This is a genomic window from Thiomicrorhabdus sediminis, from assembly GCF_005885815.1.
GTDB lineage: Bacteria > Pseudomonadota > Gammaproteobacteria > Thiomicrospirales > Thiomicrospiraceae > Thiomicrorhabdus > Thiomicrorhabdus sediminis.
Map to the genome: position 1 here is coordinate 1,763,653 of NZ_CP040602.1, position 21,164 is coordinate 1,784,816.

The 21,164-nt window shown below is 45.8% G+C and carries 25 protein-coding genes; 8 read left to right on the forward strand and 17 right to left on the reverse strand.

All coding sequences use genetic code 11. The annotated features are described in order from the left end of the window. Positions 1-107 precede the first annotated feature (107 nt). From FE785_RS08045 to FE785_RS08085, 9 genes are all read right to left on the reverse strand, one after another. Complete coding sequence (locus tag FE785_RS08045; RefSeq protein WP_138565262.1) at positions 108-749, reverse strand: YfgM family protein; 642 nt, start codon at positions 747-749, stop codon at positions 108-110. Between the two features lie 137 nt (positions 750-886). Continuing rightward, on the reverse strand, positions 887-2,161 hold the full coding sequence (gene hisS, locus FE785_RS08050) for a histidine--tRNA ligase (RefSeq protein ID WP_138565263.1): 1,275 nt from the start codon (positions 2,159-2,161) through the stop codon (positions 887-889). A 59-nt stretch (positions 2,162-2,220) separates the two neighbouring features. After that, positions 2,221-2,652: a helix-turn-helix domain-containing protein gene (locus tag FE785_RS08055; RefSeq protein ID WP_138565264.1), complete on the reverse strand. Its 432-nt coding sequence runs from the start codon at positions 2,650-2,652 to the stop codon at positions 2,221-2,223. Between the two features lie 61 nt (positions 2,653-2,713). Then, positions 2,714-3,838 (reverse strand): dual-specificity RNA methyltransferase RlmN, encoded by a 1,125-nt coding sequence (rlmN, locus tag FE785_RS08060; RefSeq protein WP_138565846.1) that lies wholly within the window; start codon positions 3,836-3,838, stop codon positions 2,714-2,716. Positions 3,839-3,888: 50 nt separating this feature from the next. Continuing rightward, positions 3,889-4,317: a nucleoside-diphosphate kinase gene (ndk, locus tag FE785_RS08065; protein ID WP_138565265.1), complete on the reverse strand. Its 429-nt coding sequence runs from the start codon at positions 4,315-4,317 to the stop codon at positions 3,889-3,891. 118 nt (positions 4,318-4,435) lie between these two features. Continuing rightward, positions 4,436-4,762, reverse strand: coding sequence for a HesB/IscA family protein (locus FE785_RS08070; RefSeq protein WP_138565266.1), 327 nt, complete (start codon positions 4,760-4,762; stop codon positions 4,436-4,438). Positions 4,763-4,785: 23 nt separating this feature from the next. Further along, positions 4,786-5,217 carry an Rrf2 family transcriptional regulator gene (locus tag FE785_RS08075; protein ID WP_138565267.1) on the reverse strand — a complete coding sequence of 144 codons (432 nt, stop codon included), beginning with the start codon at positions 5,215-5,217 and terminating at the stop codon, positions 4,786-4,788. 166 nt (positions 5,218-5,383) lie between these two features. Beyond that, a complete protein-coding gene (gene cysE / locus FE785_RS08080) occupies positions 5,384-6,169 on the reverse strand; it encodes a serine O-acetyltransferase (protein ID WP_138565268.1) in 786 nt (261 codons plus the stop codon). Positions 6,170-6,261: 92 nt separating this feature from the next. Then, positions 6,262-7,020: an RNA methyltransferase gene (locus FE785_RS08085; protein ID WP_138565269.1), complete on the reverse strand. Its 759-nt coding sequence runs from the start codon at positions 7,018-7,020 to the stop codon at positions 6,262-6,264. Between the two features lie 224 nt (positions 7,021-7,244). On the opposite strand from FE785_RS08085, the gene FE785_RS08090 reads away from it, so the two are divergent. Then, positions 7,245-8,045, forward strand: a complete 801-nt coding sequence (locus FE785_RS08090) for an inositol monophosphatase family protein (RefSeq protein WP_138565270.1) — start codon at positions 7,245-7,247, stop codon at positions 8,043-8,045. An 85-nt stretch (positions 8,046-8,130) separates the two neighbouring features. On the opposite strand, the gene rimI is transcribed toward FE785_RS08090, so the two are convergent. The 6 genes from rimI to FE785_RS08120 form a co-directional block, all read right to left on the reverse strand. Further along, entirely contained in the window at positions 8,131-8,640 is a 510-nt protein-coding gene (gene rimI / locus FE785_RS08095; RefSeq protein WP_138565271.1) for a ribosomal protein S18-alanine N-acetyltransferase, read from the reverse strand. A gap of 38 nt (positions 8,641-8,678) precedes the next feature. Beyond that, entirely contained in the window at positions 8,679-9,377 is a 699-nt protein-coding gene (locus FE785_RS08100; RefSeq protein ID WP_138565272.1) for a hypothetical protein, read from the reverse strand. A gap of 20 nt (positions 9,378-9,397) precedes the next feature. Further along, positions 9,398-10,942 carry a 2-isopropylmalate synthase gene (locus FE785_RS08105; protein ID WP_138565273.1) on the reverse strand — a complete coding sequence of 515 codons (1,545 nt, stop codon included), beginning with the start codon at positions 10,940-10,942 and terminating at the stop codon, positions 9,398-9,400. A 40-nt stretch (positions 10,943-10,982) separates the two neighbouring features. After that, positions 10,983-11,846: a CDP-diacylglycerol--serine O-phosphatidyltransferase gene (gene pssA, locus FE785_RS08110; protein ID WP_138565274.1), complete on the reverse strand. Its 864-nt coding sequence runs from the start codon at positions 11,844-11,846 to the stop codon at positions 10,983-10,985. A 128-nt stretch (positions 11,847-11,974) separates the two neighbouring features. Then, positions 11,975-12,493: a DsrE/DsrF/DrsH-like family protein gene (locus tag FE785_RS08115; RefSeq protein WP_138565275.1), complete on the reverse strand. Its 519-nt coding sequence runs from the start codon at positions 12,491-12,493 to the stop codon at positions 11,975-11,977. Between the two features lie 35 nt (positions 12,494-12,528). After that, positions 12,529-12,750, reverse strand: a complete 222-nt coding sequence (locus tag FE785_RS08120; protein WP_202978293.1) for a sulfurtransferase TusA family protein — start codon at positions 12,748-12,750, stop codon at positions 12,529-12,531. A gap of 83 nt (positions 12,751-12,833) precedes the next feature. Here FE785_RS08120 and FE785_RS08125 point away from each other — a divergent pair, with 83 nt between their 5' ends. The 5 genes from FE785_RS08125 to soxA all read left to right on the forward strand — a co-directional run bounded on the left by FE785_RS08125 (position 12,834) and on the right by soxA (position 16,668). Next, positions 12,834-14,303: a M48 family metalloprotease gene (locus tag FE785_RS08125; RefSeq protein ID WP_138565276.1), complete on the forward strand. Its 1,470-nt coding sequence runs from the start codon at positions 12,834-12,836 to the stop codon at positions 14,301-14,303. A gap of 188 nt (positions 14,304-14,491) precedes the next feature. Then, positions 14,492-14,872 carry a sulfur oxidation c-type cytochrome SoxX gene (soxX, locus tag FE785_RS08130; RefSeq protein ID WP_138565277.1) on the forward strand — a complete coding sequence of 127 codons (381 nt, stop codon included), beginning with the start codon at positions 14,492-14,494 and terminating at the stop codon, positions 14,870-14,872. Positions 14,873-14,907: 35 nt separating this feature from the next. After that, complete coding sequence (soxY, locus tag FE785_RS08135; protein WP_138565278.1) at positions 14,908-15,375, forward strand: thiosulfate oxidation carrier protein SoxY; 468 nt, start codon at positions 14,908-14,910, stop codon at positions 15,373-15,375. A gap of 56 nt (positions 15,376-15,431) precedes the next feature. Continuing rightward, a complete protein-coding gene (soxZ, locus tag FE785_RS08140; RefSeq protein ID WP_138565279.1) occupies positions 15,432-15,743 on the forward strand; it encodes a thiosulfate oxidation carrier complex protein SoxZ in 312 nt (103 codons plus the stop codon). Between the two features lie 94 nt (positions 15,744-15,837). Next, a complete protein-coding gene (gene soxA, locus FE785_RS08145; protein ID WP_138565280.1) occupies positions 15,838-16,668 on the forward strand; it encodes a sulfur oxidation c-type cytochrome SoxA in 831 nt (276 codons plus the stop codon). 192 nt (positions 16,669-16,860) lie between these two features. On the opposite strand, the gene FE785_RS08150 is transcribed toward soxA, so the two are convergent. Continuing rightward, entirely contained in the window at positions 16,861-17,262 is a 402-nt protein-coding gene (locus tag FE785_RS08150; protein ID WP_138565281.1) for a TerB family tellurite resistance protein, read from the reverse strand. Between the two features lie 14 nt (positions 17,263-17,276). Further along, positions 17,277-19,136 carry a dihydroxy-acid dehydratase gene (gene ilvD / locus FE785_RS08155; protein WP_138565282.1) on the reverse strand — a complete coding sequence of 620 codons (1,860 nt, stop codon included), beginning with the start codon at positions 19,134-19,136 and terminating at the stop codon, positions 17,277-17,279. Between the two features lie 99 nt (positions 19,137-19,235). Here ilvD and argA point away from each other — a divergent pair, with 99 nt between their 5' ends. Further along, complete coding sequence (argA, locus tag FE785_RS08160; RefSeq protein ID WP_138565283.1) at positions 19,236-20,519, forward strand: amino-acid N-acetyltransferase; 1,284 nt, start codon at positions 19,236-19,238, stop codon at positions 20,517-20,519. Between the two features lie 18 nt (positions 20,520-20,537). Beyond that, positions 20,538-21,164 (forward strand): ribonuclease T, encoded by a 627-nt coding sequence (gene rnt / locus FE785_RS08165; RefSeq protein ID WP_138565284.1) that lies wholly within the window; start codon positions 20,538-20,540, stop codon positions 21,162-21,164.

A 21,164-nucleotide genomic window follows, 5' to 3' on the forward strand; every position in this document is an offset into this window, starting at 1 on the left:
AATCAACCAAGCAAACCGAATTTGCTCTGTTCTAAAACGGCTAAACCCGCTAACAATGTAGCGGGCAAAGCGACAACAAATCTAATTAAACGCTGGATATTTGAAGCTTATTGCGCCAAGTCATCCAACTGGATTTGCGCAAGACCTAACAGGCTTTTTTCCGTTTCGCTATTATCCACCACCGCTTTAAATGCCTGTTGCGCTTTAGTGATATCGCCTTGCTGCAATGCCAATAAGCCGCTGACATAATCGTAATTGGCTTGCTGTACCGCAGTTAACTGTGTCGCCGGCATAGCTTTTAACTGTTCTGCGGCTTTATCAAACTGTTGATTATCCAGATAGATACGAGCGATACGTAGCTGAGCAATGCTTTTCAAACTGTTGTCGGTAGCGTTTTGGCTTACCCAGTTCAGATTATCGATCGCTTCGTCTTTTTCGCCTTTTTCAAAACTGTATTTGGCGTGCAACATAGCCGCTGCCGCTGCGTAAGGGCTGTCAGGCTGCTCTTGCATCAACTTCAAAGCTTCACGAGAGACTTCACCAAACTGACCTTGCTGTGAACGCATCTGTAACAGCTCATACATGGCCGAGGCATTCGCCGATTCAACATATTGCGTGTTGCTCCAATAACGCCAACCGGATACCGCAATGACCACCACTAAAATTGCTGACAATAACTGAGTACCGTTTTTGTTCCACCACTGTTTAAACGCTTCAACCTGTTCTTCTTCTGTCTGGTAACGACTCATGCTCTAACCCTGGTTTATTTTAATAACTGTTTTTACTGAAATTACTGTAGCAAAGATTATAGAGTAATTTATGCGAATTACGACCATTAAAGGCACGAAAAACGCATTCAATAACCTTTTCGCGGATTAACACCCGACTAGCTTGCAAACTTGCCTGTCAGAAAAGCGGTCAAATCAGACCAAGCGATGGTTTCTTGCTCGGCATCTTCGCGCAGTGGCTTAACCTGTGCCTGCTGCTGATTGACCTCTTCTTCACCGAGAACGATGGCAAAACGCGCGCCGGATTTATCGGCTTTTTTGAACTGGCTTTTAAAGCTTCCGCCGCCACAGTTCATTTGCACATTCAACTCCGGTAAGGCATCACGCAGCATTTCACCAATCACCATTCCCGGACGACTGGTCGTCTCACCCACGGTGACGATATAAAGATCCGCCTGTTGTTGCGCGCCAACCAATTGTTTGTCCATCAATAAAGCCACCAAGCGCTCGATACCCATCGCGAAACCGACCGCCGGCGTTGATTTACCGCCAATCTGTTCGACCAAACCATCATAACGACCACCGGCACAAACCGTACCCTGTGCGCCCAACTCGGTGGTCACCCACTCAAATACGGTACGGTTATAATAATCTAAGCCTCGTACAAGATTTGGGTTGACGACATAATCGATACCGATATCTTGCAGATAAGCCTTAACCTGTTCAAAGTGCTGTTTGGATTCTTCATCAAGATGGTCAATCAGCTTAGGTGCCTGCTCGACAATGGTCTTCATCTCCGGGTTTTTGCTATCCAGAATACGCAATGGATTACTGTGTAAACGACGCTTACTGTCTTCATCCAGCTGATCTTCGAACTGTGCGAGATAAGCAACCAAAATATCACGGTATTCGGCACGTGCCTGCTGTGAACCCAAAGAGTTGATTTGCAACTCCAAGCCGTCCAAACCGAGCTGTTCCCATAGGCGGGCAGTCAAGATAATCAACTCGGCATCGATATCGGCACTGGCCAACCCGAACACCTCTACACCAAACTGGTGGAACTGACGGTAGCGACCTTTTTGCGGACGTTCATAACGAAACATCGGCCCGGTGTAATACAGCTTTTGTACCTGATTATGCACCAAACCGTTTTGCACCACGGCACGTACACAACCTGCGGTGCCCTCCGGACGCAAGGTTAAGCTATCGTCATTACGGTCGGCAAAGGTATACATCTCTTTTTCAACGATATCGGTAACCTCACCGATAGAGCGGGCAAACAATTCGGTTTTTTCGACAATCGGCAAGCGGATCGAGTTGTAACCATATTGTTGTAGTACGCGTTCCGCGCTATTAATCAAATAATCAAATGCGTTGGCCTGATCGCCGTAAATATCATTCATGCCGCGAATAGCCGAAATCTGATTTGCCATGCTCTATTGTTCTCTTTCTTAACTGTTTAAGGGTTTAAAAATTGGGTTTAAATATCGTTTTATTGCAGCAGTTTATCTATGTCGCTAGCGGTAAAATGATTGGCAAACAAAATAAACAAACCGACAATCACCACAATAATCATCAGGTAGTAAAAACGTTTGCCCCACTTACTTTTACTGACCGGTGGCGGCATCTCATAACTGAAGCGTTCCATTGACTGTAATTGCGAACTGATTTGACTGCCGTCCGGAAACTGCTCTTCAAAAACACCGATATCGACTTCAAGAAAATGGGCGTAGTTACGCAAATAGCCGCGTTCGAAATTATTCAGTTTATCCAGCGCCAGATCATCCTGTTCAAACGCTTGTAACTTCGACTCCGACAGATTGAGCTTTGCCGCGACTTCATCCAACCCAAGCTTACGTTTCTCTCTGGCTTGCCTTAGCAGCGTTGCTAGCTCGATTCTCTTCGGTTGTTCAGTCTCTGTCATACGCCATCCTACCCGGTTATTTGCGATTACAAGTCTTGTCTACAGGCGATGAGCCCGCTGTTTACTGCTCACCTTGTGCAAACTCCACTCTATGTAGAGTTCGCTTTGTTCTATCCGCCACCTTACCGGCCAACTGCCCACAAGCGGCATCGATATCGTCACCACGCGTTTTGCGCACTGTGACATTGAGACCACCTTCTTCCAATATTGCTCTAAAACGATGGATGGCGTTATTTGAAGAACGTCGATAGTCGGTATTAGGAAATGGATTGAACGGAATCAGGTTCACCTTACAAGCCAAACCTTGTAGCAAATCCACCAGCTCATGAGCATGTTCAGGACGGTCATTGACCTTATCGATCATGACATACTCGACGGTAACGTGTTTTTTACTGTGGCCGCCTTCGACAAATCGATGCAAACTCGGCATAAGCACTTCTAGCGGATACTTCTGGTTAATTGGCACCAGTTCGTCACGCAACGGATTATTCGGCGCATGCAATGAAATCGCCAAACTGACATCCACTTCGGCCTTGATTTTATCAATCGCCGGCACCACGCCAGCGGTACTGATGGTGACGCGGCGCTTAGACAAACCATAAGCGAAATCATCCATCAGAATTCGTGCCGCCGGGAAGGTATGGGTAACGTTCAACAAAGGCTCGCCCATTCCCATAAACACCACATTACTGATGCGACGCTCTTCTTTCGGCTTACAGCCCAATGCTTTGTTGGCAACCCACATCTGCGCGATGATTTCCCAGTTTTCCAGGTTTCGGTTAAAACCTTGTTTACCGGTTGAGCAGAAACTGCAATCCAGCGCACAGCCTACCTGCGATGAAATACACAAGGTGCCGCGGTTTTTCTCGGGAATAAATACGGTTTCCACCGAGTTTTTATTATCCATCTCCAGCAACCATTTAATGGTGCCGTCATCTGAGTGTTGCTCAGCAACAATTCTCGGAGTGCGTACCTGAGCAACTTTCTTAAGCTTGTCACGCAAAGCCTTACTCAGATTAGTCATCTCATCGAATTCACTGACACCAAACTGATGAATCCATTTCATCACCTGCCCGGCACGGAAGGGTTTTTCGCCAATACTGGCAAAAAACGCTTGCATCGCATCACGATCCATTCCCAACAGGTCAGTCTTTTTCTCGACTTGGGGCGCGCTTAAATCATTCATCGCGTTGGCATCGTCTGCCTTATTGGATACTTGAGAACTCATAACCGTAATCAGTCTCGACAACAGATTTCATCATCGGCAAAAAAGAAGGCGATTTCACGCGCCGCACTTTCTTCAGAGTCAGAACCATGAACGGAGTTTTCACGCACGGATAAGGCGTAATCGGCGCGAATTGTATTCGGCTCGGCTTTGGCAGGGTCGGTCACCCCGATAATCTGGCGGTTTTTGGCAATCGCATCTTCGCCTTCCAGAACCTGAACCACAATCGGAGCTGACACCATATAAGCGATTAGCGGTTCATAAAAATCACGACCTTTGTGCTCGGCATAAAACGCCTCGGCTTGCTCAGTGCTCAAACGAACCATTTTGGCAGCAATGACACGCAGGTCATTGTCTTCAAATCTCTGCACAATCTTACCTATCAGGTTTCGTTTTACCGCATCGGGCTTGATTATTGAAAAAGTTCTTTGCATCACCAGCTTATCCTGTAATTTTTAACTGTGGATATTTTAACAAGTCTTGACCATCAGTGCAGAAAAACAAAACCCCGAGAGGTCTCGGGGCTTGTTGATTAGGAGAGTCTTTCTGTTTGGTCGCTTAAACGGTAAAGGATTCTCCACACCCACAACTGTCTTTGACATTAGGGTTTTTAAAATCAAAACCTTCATTAAGCAAACTCTCTCTGACATAATCGATTTCCATGCCGTCAATATTTGCCAAACTTTTATCATCAACAATCACTTGAGTACCAAAGCTTTCAAACACATGGTCGCCCGCCTTGACTTCATCGGCATAATCGACCACATAAGCAAAGCCGGCACAGCCACTCACCTTGGTGGAAACACGCAAACCAATACCATGACCTCGTTTTTCGATCATTGTTTTGACTCTGTCTGAAGCCGATTCAGTTAAAGTAACCGCCATTTAATTCCTTCCGTACTAATAATTTAGGCAAATGCCACAATTTTATGCTCTGCATGATTTCTCGTAACGATATCATGCAAGGTAATATTCTTTAAGAACGAATCGATTGTATCACTCAATTCGCTCCATAACTGGTGTGACAAACACTGGTTGCCACCGTGACAATTGGCTTTTCCGCCGCATTTACGGGCATCCACAGATTCGTCCACCGCGCGAATAATATCACTGATCGAGATCTCATTCGCCAAACGACCCAATCGATAACCGCCACCTGGACCACGGGCACTGGAGACCAGTTCGGCCTTTTTCAGTTTAGAAAACAACTGCTCAAGGTAGGACAATGAAATTCCCTGACGCTCGGAAATCAATGCCAGCGTAATTGCTCCTTTTTCCTGATTAAGCGCTATATCAATCATTGCCGTTACCGCGTAACGTCCCTTAGAAGTCAGTTTCATCTTTTGTTTCCCAAACTATCTAGTATTAGCGTTAATACTATAATAACCCAGTAAATAACTCAAGATTTATCGACACTGACAAGCTGAAGAAAAGCTGAATATCGACACCAAATCTAACGCCGAACCTTGGCCATTTAAAAGCGCTAAACAACCCACCCGGCATTATTTAGCTTTTCTTTTTCAAATGCGACACTTGCTCAGGGTCGCCTGGATCCAATACCACATCATCCAGTTCGGGCAATTTCATATCAATCGAATCGCCACCCAGTTTCGCCAATGAATCGGCCATTTTTTCGAGCTTTTCGTCCTGCACCTGAATATGATCCAATAAACTATAAATCGCTTTTTCCACCGGATCGGTCATATCCTGACTGACGCCATAGGCGTCAAAGCCGATTTTTTCTGCGATCTTGGCGCGGCGCTGCATCTTATCATCGCTTTTGGGATTGACGACTCGCCCCGGAATACCGACCACGGTCTGCCCTTGCGGCACCGGTTTCAGCACTACGGCATTGGAACCGATTCGTGCATTATCACCAATTTCAATCGGCCCAAGCACCTTGGCACCGGCACCGACAACCACACCATTACCCAAGGTTGGGTGGCGTTTACCGGCGCGCCATGATGTACCACCCAAGGTCACACCATGATAAAGGGTGCAGTCATTACCAATCTCAGCGGTTTCACCTATCACCACGCCCATCCCGTGGTCGATAAAGAAACGCTCGCCGATTTTGGCCGCCGGATGAATCTCAATACCGGTAAACCAACGGGCAAAACCGGAAATAAAACGCGCCAGCCACTTCAAACGCCAAAGCCACAATCGATGCGCCAGACGATACCACAAAATCGCATGAACTCCGGGATAGGTCGTCAGCACCTCAAAGGTATTGCGCGCTGCCGGATCTCGGTCGAATACACAATTAATATCAGAACGTAAACGTTTAAACACTAGCTGTCCTTACTATTTTCTTTAATTTTCCAGGCCAGTCGCTTAAATCGACTCAACCAACTAATACAAACACTTTACCAAATCAGGCAAAGTTATTCCGATTTCTCGCCCGACGCCTTACGCTGAGCCGCTGTCAAAATACCACGCAAGATATCGATCTCTTTGACATCCAACTGAGTACGGTTAAACAAACGGCGCATACGACGCATAAAGCGTGCGTTTTTCGAAGGGTCTAAAAATTCGATATCCTGCAAAGCCTGATAAAGGTGATCATAAAACCCTTCCAACTGATCCGCCGATGCCAACTTATGCTTATAGCCTTTACTGTGTACGGTTTCAATCTGGGTTGCCATCAAACACTCATAGGCAAACACCTGAACCGCCTGACTGATATTTAATGAACTGTAGGTCGGGTTACTGGGAATATGCGCCAGATAATGACACTTATCCATCTCGGCATTGCTTAATCCGGAGTCTTCACGACCGAACAGCAACGCCACTTCACCATCCTCTACCGTTTGTAGAGCCAGTTGCGCGGTTTCTCGAACATCCAACTGCGGCCATGACACCTTACGCAGGCGGGCACTGGCACCAACCACCAACTTTGCACCGACAATCGCTTCATCAATGGAATTAACCACTTTTGCCGAATCCAAAATATCACACGCACTGGAAGCTCGTGCCGAGGCCACTGAACTCGGAAATTCTTTCGGGTTAACCAGCACAAGCTGACTCAACCCCATATTTTTCATCGCTCGAGCAATTGCACCGATATTGCCGGGATGCGAGGTCTCAATCAGGACAATTCTGATTTTTGCCAGGTTGGGATCCAAACGGTAGTCTTCAATCATGGTTTATTTCCGTTATAATTCATGCAAATTAACTAGCTGTCATATTCAATACGATTTTCAGCTATGATAAAAAACAGATTATTTTAACCGTTCATTAACAATTAAACAGCTTTGCGCGCAAAAAACAGCATGGAATCTTCGTAATCGCACATTACTCAAGATTACACCCCCTTCCATAGCCTTGCTTGCCACTCAACTGTCCATCGCAGACAAAGGTAATTCTCATGCACCCTCTTTTAAATATCGCCACCGAAGCCGCACGTGCCGCCGGTAACCACATTATCAACAGCCTGGAAAAAATCGATCAGCTCAATATCGAACATAAAGGCAAAAACGACTATGTCAGCGAAGTGGACAAGCAAGCCGAAAGCATTATTATCAAAACCATTCGCAAATACCATAGCAACCACCAGATCCTGGCGGAAGAAAGCGGCCAAACCAGCAATCAATCCGATGTGCGCTGGATTATTGACCCGTTAGACGGCACCACTAACTTTTTGCATCAGTTTCCACAATTTGCGGTATCGATTGCGGTAGAGGTAAAGGGCAAAATCGAACACGCCGCCATTTATGACCCAACCCGTGATGAAATGTTCCAAGCGACACGTGGTAGTGGCGCTTTTTTAAATAATTTCCGTATTCGCGTCAGCGAACAAAAAACACTGGACAACTCACTACTGGCAACCGGATTCCCCTACCACGACTTTAGCTATATTGATGCCTACCTGAGCAGCCTTAAAACATTTATGACCAGCACCGCAGGAGTTCGCCGTGCCGGTTCTGCTGCGCTTGATCTTGCCTATGTCGCAGCCGGCCGCGTGGACGGCTTCTGGGAATTCAACCTAAAGCCATGGGACATTGCCGCTGGCGCTTTGATTGTTAAAGAAGCCGGCGGTTTGGCTACCGACTTCAATGGCGGAGAGAACTTCTTAAACAGCGGCAATATCATGTGCGCCAATACCAAACTTTATAAAGAGATGGCACAAGTGATTGGCAAGACCGTTCCGGCAGAGCTTCGTCGCTAAAGAGCGCTGATTGCCAATAAAAAAAGCCGGTTGAATTTTATCAACCGGCTTTTTTATACCACCAACTTACCGAACACCGAAACAATCAGTACGACTCGGTCCAACGATAGGACATTAACACCGCATCCTCACGATCTTCGCTAATCTGCTGCTCACTCTCATCCCATAACTTACAGCGATAGTAGTTCTTTCGCATCCCATCTTCGACAAATCCAAGACTTTGATAGAGCTTACGCGCCTTATGATTGGACTCCCTGACCTCAAGCAGAACCACAGAATAGCGACTCTGCAGTCTCTCAAGGATTTTCACCAAAGCCTGGCGCCCGATACCTTTACCCTGAACCCTTGGCGAAACGCATAGGTTTAACAGATGCGCTTCATCGAGCACCGTCAAAATACAGCAATAACCGATGATCTGTTCATCAAGATCACAAAAAACAAAATTAATGCCCTGTTCAAGACAACGCTCAAAACCTGCTTCTGTCCAAGGATAATCGTAAGCTTGCTGCTCAATCGCAGCGACATGACGCAAATCCCGGTCTTCCATGGTACGCATGTATTGAAATACATCAGAATGCTCGACTGCTTCAGCCACCACATTTTTCCTAATAGCAACCGCTGCTTAGCGGATGATTAATAAGCCAGTTCGGGCATTAACCCCAAAACGGTTTGATAAAACGTCTTTTTCGCAAAGGGGTCGGCAAACATATCTTCAAAATCTGGTACCGATACCACCTGCAAACCTTCGCTCAACTGCTCACTTAGCGGATGCTCGTCATCCATCGACAAAACCCATTCGCAACCGGAATCGATAATCTCTTCAATAGTGCCAAACACCATATCTTCAGAGACCATAAGACGGGTATCATAAAATTGCACGCCCGCTTCATCCCAGCCGAATACCTGCATAATATTCTGCCAAAGCTGCCATTCGACCGCTTCCTCATTCTGCCAATAACTTTCCAGATCCTGTCCGATAAGCACCACACCTTTTTGCACACCCCCCTCGGCTTGTAGCAACGGCTCTTCAATTGACTCCACAACCGTTTCAACTTGCTGTTCAGTGAAAGACTCCGCCTCATCCGCAAACAATGACGGATTGGCGTTTTTCTCTGTCTGCGCAACAAGCGATATGGGCTCATTACCCATGCCTGGATCAGACTGAGACTCAAGCGCCTGCTGCTGCACAACCTTAGGCTGCAAGCCTTGTTCATTAACTAAAGAGTCACCAGAACCCTGCTCTGTTGCAGACGGCAAAACACCTTCTCTGACTTGCCAGTGAGTACCGCCCAACTGTTCGAAAAGATCGGCTGAAAACTTTGTCTTCGACATATTCCGTAACAGACCCGCTCTTAAACCGGAGCCTGAGGATGGGCTTTTTGGGTCGAATCCATCAACTTATTCAATGCATTGATATAGGCCTTGGCCGATGAAGTGACGATATCGGTATCCGCACCCTGACCATTGACGATGCGCCCACCTTTTTCCAGACGCACAGCCGTATCCCCCATTGAGTCGGTTCCATCGGTGACATTACTTACCGAATACAACTGCAAAGTAGCCCCTGAATTCACCATAGACTCAATCGCTTTAAACGTGGCATCGACCACACCACTACCACTTGCCAGGGCACTGACTTCATCACCGTTGACCGACATAGTCACTTCCGCCTGTGGTGATTCGCCCGTTTCACTAGAAGCTTTTAACGACACCAACTGGTAAATTTCGTTTTCGACACGCTGTGTATTGTTATCGGTAACCAGTGCTTGAAGATCTTCATCATAGATTTCATGCTTGCGATCCGCCAAATCTTTAAAACGCATAAAGGCTTCATTAAGCTCTTGTTCGGTTTCAAACTCCATGCCCAATTCCTGCAAACGGGTCTTGAATGCATTGCGTCCGGAATGTTTACCCATAACCATCTTATTGGCATTCCAGCCAACATCTTCGGCACGCATGATTTCATAGGTTTCGCGATGCTTGAGTACGCCGTCCTGATGAATTCCGGATTCATGGGCAAACGCATTGGCGCCGACAATCGCTTTGTTCGGCTGTACCGCAAAACCGGTCACACTCGAAACCAAACGCGATGCAGCAAGGATTTCGCGAGTATTGACACGAGTATCAACATCAAAAATATCCTGACGGGTCTTAACTGCCATCACCACTTCTTCCAAAGCGGTATTACCGGCTCTTTCACCTAAACCGTTAATAGTACATTCGATCTGACGAGCACCGTTGCGCACCGCTGCCAGAGAGTTCGCCACCGCCAAACCAAGATCGTTATGACAGTGGGCTGAAAAAATAGCTTTATCGGAATTAGGAATCTTTTCCAATAGATTCTTGAACAATTGACCGAACTGGTGGGGCACGTTATAACCGACCGTATCTGGAATATTGATTGTTGTTGCACCGGCATCAATCACCGCCTCAATCACTCTGCATAAGAAATCCAGATCGGAGCGCCCAGCATCTTCCGGAGAGAATTCGACATTATCGGTAAAATCTCGAGCACGCTTAACCGCCCAAACGGCACGCTCAACCACTTCATCCGGCGACATACGCAGCTTCTTTTCCATATGAATTGGAGAAGTCGCGATAAAGGTATGGATCCTTCCCGAATTGGCGGCTTTAATGGCTTCACCGGCACGAACTATATCGTTTTCGACGGCACGCGCCAAACCACAGATAGTGCTATCTTTAACTACCGAAGCCACCGCCTGAACTGATTCGAAATCACCTTGACTGGCCGCCGGAAATCCGGCTTCAATCACATCGACCTGAAGCTTTTCCAGCTGCTTGGCAATGCGAATCTTCTCTTCTTTTGTCATTGAAGCGCCCGGGCTCTGCTCACCGTCACGCAAGGTAGTGTCAAATATCACCAAATGATCTTTCATATCATTCTCTCTTCTCGGTTATGACTATCGTGTTTTGTGTTTATTTTTCAGAAACCGGAGGCGACTTTGCCTCGATCTCATCATTGTCAGCTTGTGCAGCGCCTGACTCGGCATTGCTTTGTGATACCTGCGAACTCTTGTCGCTATCAACTACGCCAACATCATCCGACTCGGCTTTATGCATTTTGCGGTCGGCGCGTTTTTTTCTTAACAGCATCAATGTCATCACCGGACCTGAGAAAGCATAGACCAGGAAAAACAGAAACAGAATCATCGCCGGTTTCAATGTCACCACAACAAATACCAGCACCACCACCAACAAAGTAACAAAAGGCACCTTGTCTTTAAGTTTTAATTCCTTAAACGAACTGAAGCGGACATTACTCACCATCATAATGCCGGCAAACAAGGTTAAGCCCAACGCAACCAACGGCATAATCGCCAATTCAATCTGATTACTTTCCACCATCCAAATCAGGCCAGCCAACAAGGCCGCTGCCGCCGGACTCGGTAAACCTTGGAAATAACGTTTATCGGCAGTAGCCACCTGAGTATTGAAACGCGCCAAACGTAAAGCCGCACCCACCGTATAAATAAAGGCCACCAACCAGCCCAGCTTACCAAAATCCATCAGCGCCCACTGAAACACCAAAATTGCCGGTGCCAAACCGAATGAAACCATATCCGCCAAGCTATCGTATTCGGCCCCAAAAGCACTGCATGAATTGGTCATGCGGGCAATACGCCCATCCAAACCATCAAACACCATAGCGATAAAAATGGCGATTGCGCCCATCTCAAAATTGCCTTGAATACCGGCAATTACCGCGTAAAAACCGGCAAACAATGCTGCGGTGGTCATCAGATTTGGCAGCAGATAAATTCCTCGATCAAATGGTTTCATAAAGCTTTGTAGCCTCTATATTTATTATCCTAAGTCAATCAACAAAGCCGTTCAGACTCTAGGCTTGCTAATTATTCAATTCACATATTATGACACTAGTCAGTTCAGAAAGATTGAAATAGATACTGTTAAACAAATAAACTTTGCGTCTGTGGTGTCTGAGCAAAATAACTGGCTGCACCGGCAAAATCAACACCCGACATGAAATCCGCTTGCTGATAGCCCATCAATTCCATTGTCATTTGACAGACCGTCATTTTCACCCCCATCTCGACACAAACTTCACGAAGTTCATCTAGAGGCACCTGGCCTTGCTGCAGCATCTGCTTTTTAAAGCCCCAGGTTGCCAATTGCGCCATTCCCGGTAAGGTCCATAGCAATCCCGGCAACACTCTATTCAAGTCAACTTTACGCAACCAATCGGGTCCGACCGGGCTATGCATTACCATACCGGGATTACCCAATGGCGATACCTTTAACCCATCGGTCGACTTCAGTGCCGCCTTTAAACCGTAAAAGGTAAAAAACAGCTCGACATCCTTATCCATTGCCGCCGCAGTACTAGCCAAAATAAAAGTGGGGTAGGCCCAATCAAGCGAGCCCTTACTATGAATAATGCTTAATTGTGGTTGCTCGTTATCTGTCATACGCCCTCCTCAGAAACCTTTCTTGCCGATAACAACTAGATCAAGTCTCCACTTATCTTAAACTGCAATACATCGGCATCGGCCAGCAGCTCACAATGCAGACCTTTTTGTCGACAAAATGCCGGTAGATCTTTAATTGCACCACGATCAGAGAGCGAAACCGTCCAATCGATATGCTGCCCTTTATTTTCAGCAAACAACTTTTTCAAACGAATTACCGGCATTGGGCAAGCTAACCCGGTCAAGTCTATATTCATACTTGATTCCAAACTTTGAAAAAACAGATAGCTATAATAACAATTCAATTTCGCCTAAGGTAGCTAAAAGGCCTGGATTATCTATGAATTTTTCTCGCATTTTGCGATTTTCAGCAACCGCCGCAGTACAGAACACAAAAACCGTTCTGGCTAAAGCGCTTTCTATTCATGCTTTCGCCATCAGCACACTGATGCTGAGCACAGCCAGCCATGCGACCAACCTGCCGGATTTAGGCTCACCTGATCTGGTTGAATATGACCGCATCACCGAAAAAAAGCTTGGTCAGGCCTTCACCTATGCGCTGCACACCGAATATAAACTTTATCAAGACCCTGCAATCACCCAGTACATCAGAGATATTGGCCACCAGATAGCCGGTTTTAGCGGCACCAATCGTCATTACTCTTTTTATATTATTGACAACCCAGCGATCAACGCTTTTGCCGGACCGGACGGGGTTATCGGCATCCATACAGGACTGATTAAAGCGGTGCGCAATGAAGACGAATTGGCCGGTGTCATCGCCCATGAAATCTCTCATGTCACCCAAAATCATTTATCGCGTCGTTATGAATACTCCACCACCCAAGGCACGATTAACAGCTTGGCATCGTTTATTGCTGCAGTGTTAATTGGTTCGCAGGACCCTAATGCCGGAATGGCTGTCTTTATGGGAGGGATGGGGCTTAATATGCAAGAACAGCTGAAGAACTCACGACAACATGAATCTGAGGCAGACTCACTCGGTATAGACCTTTTATACAAGGCCGGCTACGACCCAAAAGCGATGGCGAGTTTTTTTGGGCACCTTAATGACCAATCACGCAGCAATAGCCAACAGGTACCGGAAATCCTGCGCACTCACCCAACCAGTGCTCACCGCCTAGCTGAAGCAAGCAACAGAGCCCAACAACTTGAATTTCAGCCAGATCCGCACAAGCAAAGCCGCTTAGATATTATTAAACTGAAGCTACAACAAACAATAGAATCAAACCCGCAACACAATGTATTGAGAACAGCATTCGATAACTGCTACAAACAAGCCCTAACAGGCAAAACCATTACCGACAAAACCTATGACTGCCTAACCGATAAAACACAAAACAGCGGGCTATTACGCCAAGCCAACTACCTGCTTTTACAACAGGCAGACAAACTGGACGACAAACAGAGAAAAGCGCTGCAACACTACAGCGAATATATGCTCGCGCTCTACCCAACAGACATTGCGCTGCATAATCTATACAGCAACTATCTGTCAGAAAACAACCAGATGTTGCAAGCAACACAATTGCTAGAAAACCTTGATAGCAAAACCTACCAATATGAAATCCAACAACACATAGCTAAGCTCTATAATCGTCAGAACAAGACTGCAAAGGCCTACTTAAACTTGGCAAAAGCATACATAGCCGTAGGGGATAAAGAGCGTGCAAAACACTATATAGAGCAGGCAAACACATTAGCAAAAGGCAATATAAATTTACAAAATGCCATTAAAAACTTTATTGAAGATCACGCTATAACACTGATAGAAAAGAATAATTCCTGATTTCATAAAACCGTCATAAAAAAATATTTACCCTCTATTAAATAATACTATCGAAATACAACATCAAAAACCTTGCGTTTAAAAAGTATCTGAGTAAGCTAACCGTCTAAAGAGCAATCTCTTTTGTTCAAAATAAGAAAATCCCAACATATAATGGGAACGTCGCAAGACACTTTAGGAGGAGAAGAATGATGAATTCTAAGATGAAGCAACTGTTGACTGCTTTAGCAATTTCAACAGCGGTAGTAGCTGCCCCTGTATCTTCGGTACAGGCAGCAGAAAAAGCAGCATCTACAGTTGAACAGGGCAAAAAATTGGCAACTAGCCGTTCGAAAGGGAACTGTCTAGCGTGTCACATGATGGGCGATGGCGCTATGCCAGGTAACATCGGTCCTGCTTTGATTGCGATGAAACTTCGCTACCCTGATAAGCAAAAGCTTTTTGACAAAGTATGGGGTACGCCTGAATCACAGACTGTGCCAAACAGCATGATGCCTCCATTTGGAGAACACGGCATCTTATCAGACGATGAAATCAGCAAAATTGTTGATTACATTTATACTCTATAATTTTTTATAAACCTTAACCGGGAGTTTAAAACCTTATGAAACGTAGATCTTTCCTTAAAGGTACTCTAGCAACTGGCGCAGCTGCTGTAGCTGTTAACGCTGGTCTATTAACACCAAGCACAGTATTGGCTGAGTGGAATGCAAAAGCATTCGCAGCTAAGACTACTGATGATGCGCTATCTAGCGTTTACGGTTCAGCAGCTACTGCTGATTCTGGCGACGTTCAACTTAAAGCACCTGCTATCGCTGAAAACGGTGCGGTAACTCCTGTTACTGTTGATGCTTCAGGAATCGATGGTGTTGAATCTATCTCTATCCTAGCTTCTAAAAACCCAATGCCTATGGTTTGTGAATACACATTCTCAGCGGGTGCTGTTGGTTACGTTTCTACACGTATCAAAATGGGTCAGACAATGAACGTTATTGCTATTGTTAAAGCTGGCGGTAAGCTACTTAAAGCTGAACAAGAAGTTAAAGTAACAATCGGTGGTTGTGGTGGTTAATCCCCACTGAAATTACTTAATTTCGATTAGCAAATAATTTATAGAAAGGAAATAACATGTCTATCAAAATCAGAATGCGTGGTAAGTCTGCTGGTGGTGTTGCTGAAGTTAAAGCACTAATCAAGCACGAAATGGAATCAGGTGCTCGTATGAACAAGAAAACTGGTAAGCCATATCCAGCTAAGTTCATCGACATGGTTGAAGTTTCAGTTAACGGTACTAAAGCTGTTGACGCTCAATGGTCTGGTGCAGTTTCTGCTAACCCATACATGGCTGTTAAAGTTAAAGCCAACAAGGGTGACGAAGTTACTGTATCTCTAAAAGACAATACTGGTGCTACTGGTACTGAGTCTATCAAGCTTAAGTAATTAAGTTTGCACTGACGTCGGCATCGCTGGCGTCAGTATAATCCCAAAAATATAATAACTAGAAATATACAGAGCTCTCGGACGGAGGATTGGAATGAAAAAGTCACTACTAATCGCCTTATCATTAGGTGTAGCAGTTAGTGCCGGTAGTCAATCGGCTTATGCTGTAGATCCAGAGACGGATCGTCAACAAATTGTTGATTTCTTCAAGGCAAAAAACCCTAAACTTGCCCCTGAAGAATATGTAAACGGTGCTTATATTTATAGCGCTGACAAGATGGCTCAATGGGAAGCCGCAGAAGAATTCCCTCCATATTTAGATGCAATCGATGCTGGTGAAGCAGCATGGAATAAAGACAAAGCAGTTTATGAAAAATGCTTTGGTTCGGATGTTTCAAAAATCCGCGCTCAGTACCCATACTTTGATGATAACGCTGGTCAAGTTGTAACACTTGAAGGTGCTATCAACAAATGTCGTACTGATGCTGGCCTGAAAGCGCTTAAGTGGAAAAAAGGTACTCTAGCTCAGATTAGTGGTTACCTAGCTTACAATGCGCGTGGTCAGAAAATCGACGTTAAAATCGAAAGCGAAGGTGCTAAAAAAGCATATAACGAAGGTCGTGCAATGTACCTAGCGGAAAAAGGTCAACTAAACCTTTCTTGTGCTAAGTGTCACACTTACAATGCTGGACGTAAAGCACGTTCTAACACACTTTCACCTGCTCTAGGTCACGTAACTCACTTCCCTGTGTTCCGTGCTAAGTGGCAGAACCTTGGTACACTTCACCGTCGTTATGGTGGTTGTCACAAGAATATGCGTGCTAAGCCATTCAAGGCTCAGAGCGCTGAATACCGTAACCTAGAATTCTTCCAGGCTTATATGTCTAACGGTTTGGAAATCAATGGTCCAGGTTACCGCGAGTAATTAAAACGACTCAAAAAAAAGCCCAGGCAACTGGGCTTTTTTTTGCTCTAATAAAAAACATTAATAAAAACTTATATTAGTTAATAACGATTCGATGTAGAGCTTAATAAATTCCTCCGATTGGTCTTTTTCTAAAGACAAAAAAACCGGCTATTATAGCCGGCCTTTTTTAAGTAAATGTCCTCGCGGAATTTAATCCAACTCGAGCATCTGTTCCCCTTCATAGACCCAGTCAAAACCTTGACGAACCCACTTCTCGATACGCATAATCAGACTGGCATCATTTAAGCCCATTTTCTGAGCAATTAAGAACACCTTATCCTGCTCTTCCTTACCGAAGTGACCATCTTTATAAGAAAGCTTGATCAACTCCTGTAAAGTGATAATACGAGACGCTTTAGTATCCAATACGGTCAACAGATCATCGTAGTTGATATCAACCTTATCCAGGTTGTATTCGATACCGTAGGCCTCACTAAAAGACTGTAAATAACCAATCTCCTCTTCGGAGACATCATTATCGGCCGCGGCCAAATTTGCCGCCAAGTCAAAAACAACCTGACGCTGCTCAGGGGTTAGTTTATTTGCAAACATCCGCACTCCGTCCTTTAATTACGTTCAACCTGTTCAATATTACGTACCGCACCAAACGCCGCACTCGTTGTCATCGCCGCATAAGCTCTTAAGGCGACACTGACGCGTCGCTCTCTAGGCTGCTCTGGCTTCCAAGCGTGTGCAGCGCCTTTTGATTCCATCGCATGACGACGCTCTTCAAACTCTTCATCACTTACTTTAGCATTGATGGTACGGTTTGGAATATCGATTTCAATAATATCACCATCCTCAACCAGACCGATATTACCGCCTTCGGCAGCTTCTGGAGAACAGTGACCGATTGACAGCCCTGAAGTACCACCCGAGAAACGTCCATCCGTTAACAAGGCACATTCCTTACCAAGCCCTTTTGACTTCAAATAACTGGTCGGATATAACATTTCCTGCATACCCGGACCACCTTTGGGGCCTTCATAACGAATCAACACCACATCACCGGCTTTGACTTCATCACCCAAAATTCCGGCTACCGCATCATCCTGACTTTCATAGATTTTCGCCTTTCCGGTAAACTTAAAGATCGACTCGTCAACACCGGCTGTTTTTACAATACAGCCATCCAGCGCGATATTACCTTTCAATACCGCTAAACCACCGTCTTGAGTATAGGCGTGTTCCATAGAACGGATACAGCCATTTTCATCATCAACATCAACGTCTTTCCAACGTTTGGACTGACTGAAGGCTTCGGTGGTACGAATATTACCCGGCGCCGCTCTAAAGAAGGTATGCACCTGTTCGTCTTCGGTACGCGAGATATCCCATAGATCAATCGCCGCGCCCATTGTTGAGGCATGCACCGTATGCACATCGGTATTGATCAAACCGCCGCGCTCCAACTCACCTAGGATTCGCATAATACCACCGGCTCTATGCACATCTTCCATATGATAGGTTTTCGAGTTCGGTGCCACTTTTACCAAACAAGGCACTTTACGAGAAATATCGTCCATATCCTGCATATTGAATTCAACCTTGGCTTCATGAGCGATAGCCAAGAGGTGCAGTACGGTATTGGTTGACCCCCCCATTGCCACATCCAACGCCATCGCATTCTGGAAAGCTTCATAAGTGGCGATACTACGTGGCAATACACGCTCGTCATCCTGTTCATAATACTGCTTGGTGATTTCAACAATACGACGTCCTGCTTCTATAAACAGGTTTTTACGATCCGCGTGAGTCGCCAAGGTAGTCCCGTTACCCGGTAAAGCCATACCCAGCGCTTCTGCCAAACAGTTCATCGAGTTAGCGGTGAACATCCCAGAACAGGAACCACAGGTCGGGCAAGCGGAACGTTCAACTTCTTCAACATCACTGTCTGAACAAGAGTCATCCGCTGCCATAACCATCGCATCAACCAGGTCAAGCTTAATGCCTTCACCACCTAAAACGGTTTTACCGGACTCCATCGGTCCACCGGTCACGAAAATCGTCGGGATATTCAAGCGCATCGCCGCCATCATCATTCCCGGAGTGATTTTGTCACAGTTAGAGATACAGACCAAGGCATCGGCACAGTGCGCATTACACATATACTCGACAGAGTCGGCGATCAAATCACGAGAAGGCAATGAATACAACATACCGTCGTGACCCATGGCAATACCATCATCAACCGCAATGGTATTAAACTCTTTGGCAACACCGCCAGATTCTTCAATCACCTTGGCAACCAGCTGCCCCATATCTTTCAAATGAACGTGACCGGGTACAAACTGGGTAAATGAATTGGCAACCGCAATAATAGGTTTACCAAAATCTCCGGTTTGCATTCCAGTGGCTCGCCATAAAGCACGGGCCCCTGCCATATTGCGACCATGCGTACTGGTTTTAGAACGATACTGCGGCATGAAAAACTCCTTTTGGGCACTCAATCGTAAAAGCCTTGTCGACTTTGCTAAAGAGGCTGTTATACTTACAAAAATTATTACTGTTATTTTCGCACATTCATGCAGCAATCTGAATTAGATTTTATTAATACACTACGACAATCGACTCGTTATATTGAACAACACAGGGGTAAAACCTGCGTTATCTATATTCCAGGCGAATTTATGGCTGAAAAACAGTCGGTTGCTCAACTGTGTCAGGATATCGGCCTGCTGCATAATCTCGGCCTCAAACTGGTATTGGCCATGGGTGCCAATCAGCAGTTGAATGAAGCCTTTGCGGCGGAGAATTTTGCTGAAATCTATCATCAGCAATTTCGCATTACCACCACCGAGATGATTCCTTGTTTCCAAAAGACCATTGGTCTGTTGCGCAGTCAATTCGAAGCCAGTTTCAGTCAAGCCAACTCTCATCAGCCAAACCCGCCTACTTTGGTGTCTGGCAACTGGGTGGTGGCACAACCTAAAGGGGTTGTTGAAGGCATCGATTTCCAACATACCGGCAAACTGCGCAAAATCCAACACAAGGCGATCAGCGACTGTTTGGAATCCGGTCAAGTTGCCCTGCTAACGCCTATTGCCTACTCTTTGACCGGTGAAGTCTTCAACCTAAATACGCTGGAGCAAGCTTGTCAGATTGCCGCCACCATCGAAGCGGATAAGTTAATGATTTACGGCTCTGAGTCGCAATTAAAAGGGCTTGCCAAACAGATGAGCCTGCCACAGCTAAAGCAGTTAAAAGCGGACAATATCGAGCAGCAGCAACTGATCGAACAGATCAGCGTGCTGCAGAACAAGGTCAAACGCATCCATTTGATTGCGCAAATCGATCCGAGCGCTTTACTGCTTGAGCTATTCACCAGAGACGGTGTCGGCAGCATGATATTCAGTGACCGTTATCATCAATTGCGTGCGGCGCAAATCGATGATGTCTGCGGCATTCTCAGCCTCATTGAGCCACTTGAACAATCAGGCGTTCTGGTAAAACGCTCGCGTGAACGTTTGGAACTGGAAATTGAAAACTTCTCCGTTATTCAACGCGACGATTTGATTATCGGCTGCGCCGCACTCTATGCATCCGGCAATGATATGGCGGAACTGGCTTGCTTAGCGGTCAGCAAAGAATACCAAGGCCAGGAACTGGGCTTTGAACTGCTCAAACACCTTGAACAGCAAGCCAAACAATTAGGCTATAAAACGCTGTTTCTATTAACGACTCACACTCATCACTGGTTCATCGAACATGGATTTGTCCTAGGTGATATCAGCATGCTTCCCGATGAAAAACAGAGTCTCTATAATTACCAAAGACAATCCAAAGTACTCGTCAAACCGCTGTCCTAACAGCTAAAGCTTGTTTTAATGAACTATGTAAATAAGATCAAAGACCGATTTCGTGGTTTTCTTCCTGTCGTTGTTGATGTGGAAACAGCCGGATTCAATGCCAAAACCGATGCGCTACTGGAAATGGCGGTAGTCACCTTGAAAATGGATGAATACGGTCAGCTTAAACGCGATAAGACCTTTGATCGCAATATCCTGCCGTTTCCAGGCGCCAATATCGAACAAAGCGCTCTTAAATTTATCGGCATGGAAGACCCCTTTCACCCTTTCCGCCAAGCGATTAACGAAAAACAGGCTTTAAAAGAACTGTTCGAACCAATCAAGCAACAGCTTAAAGAAACCGGCTGCAGCCGTGCAGTATTGGTCGGACATAACGCTTTTTTTGATTTGAATTTTGTTCTCGCCGCTGCCGAGCGCTGTCACCTGAAAGCACCGTTTCACCAGTTCAGCACTTTTGATACGGTCTCTTTATCAGGATTGGCCTACGGTCAGACCGTACTCGCTAAAGCGGCTATCTGTGCCGGGCTTGAATGGGATAATCAGCAAGCTCATTCAGCGGTTTACGATACCGAAAAGACAGCGGATTTATTCTGCAAAATCGTCAATCAATGGCCGCTAAGCATGCCGGATGATAACGACGACTAA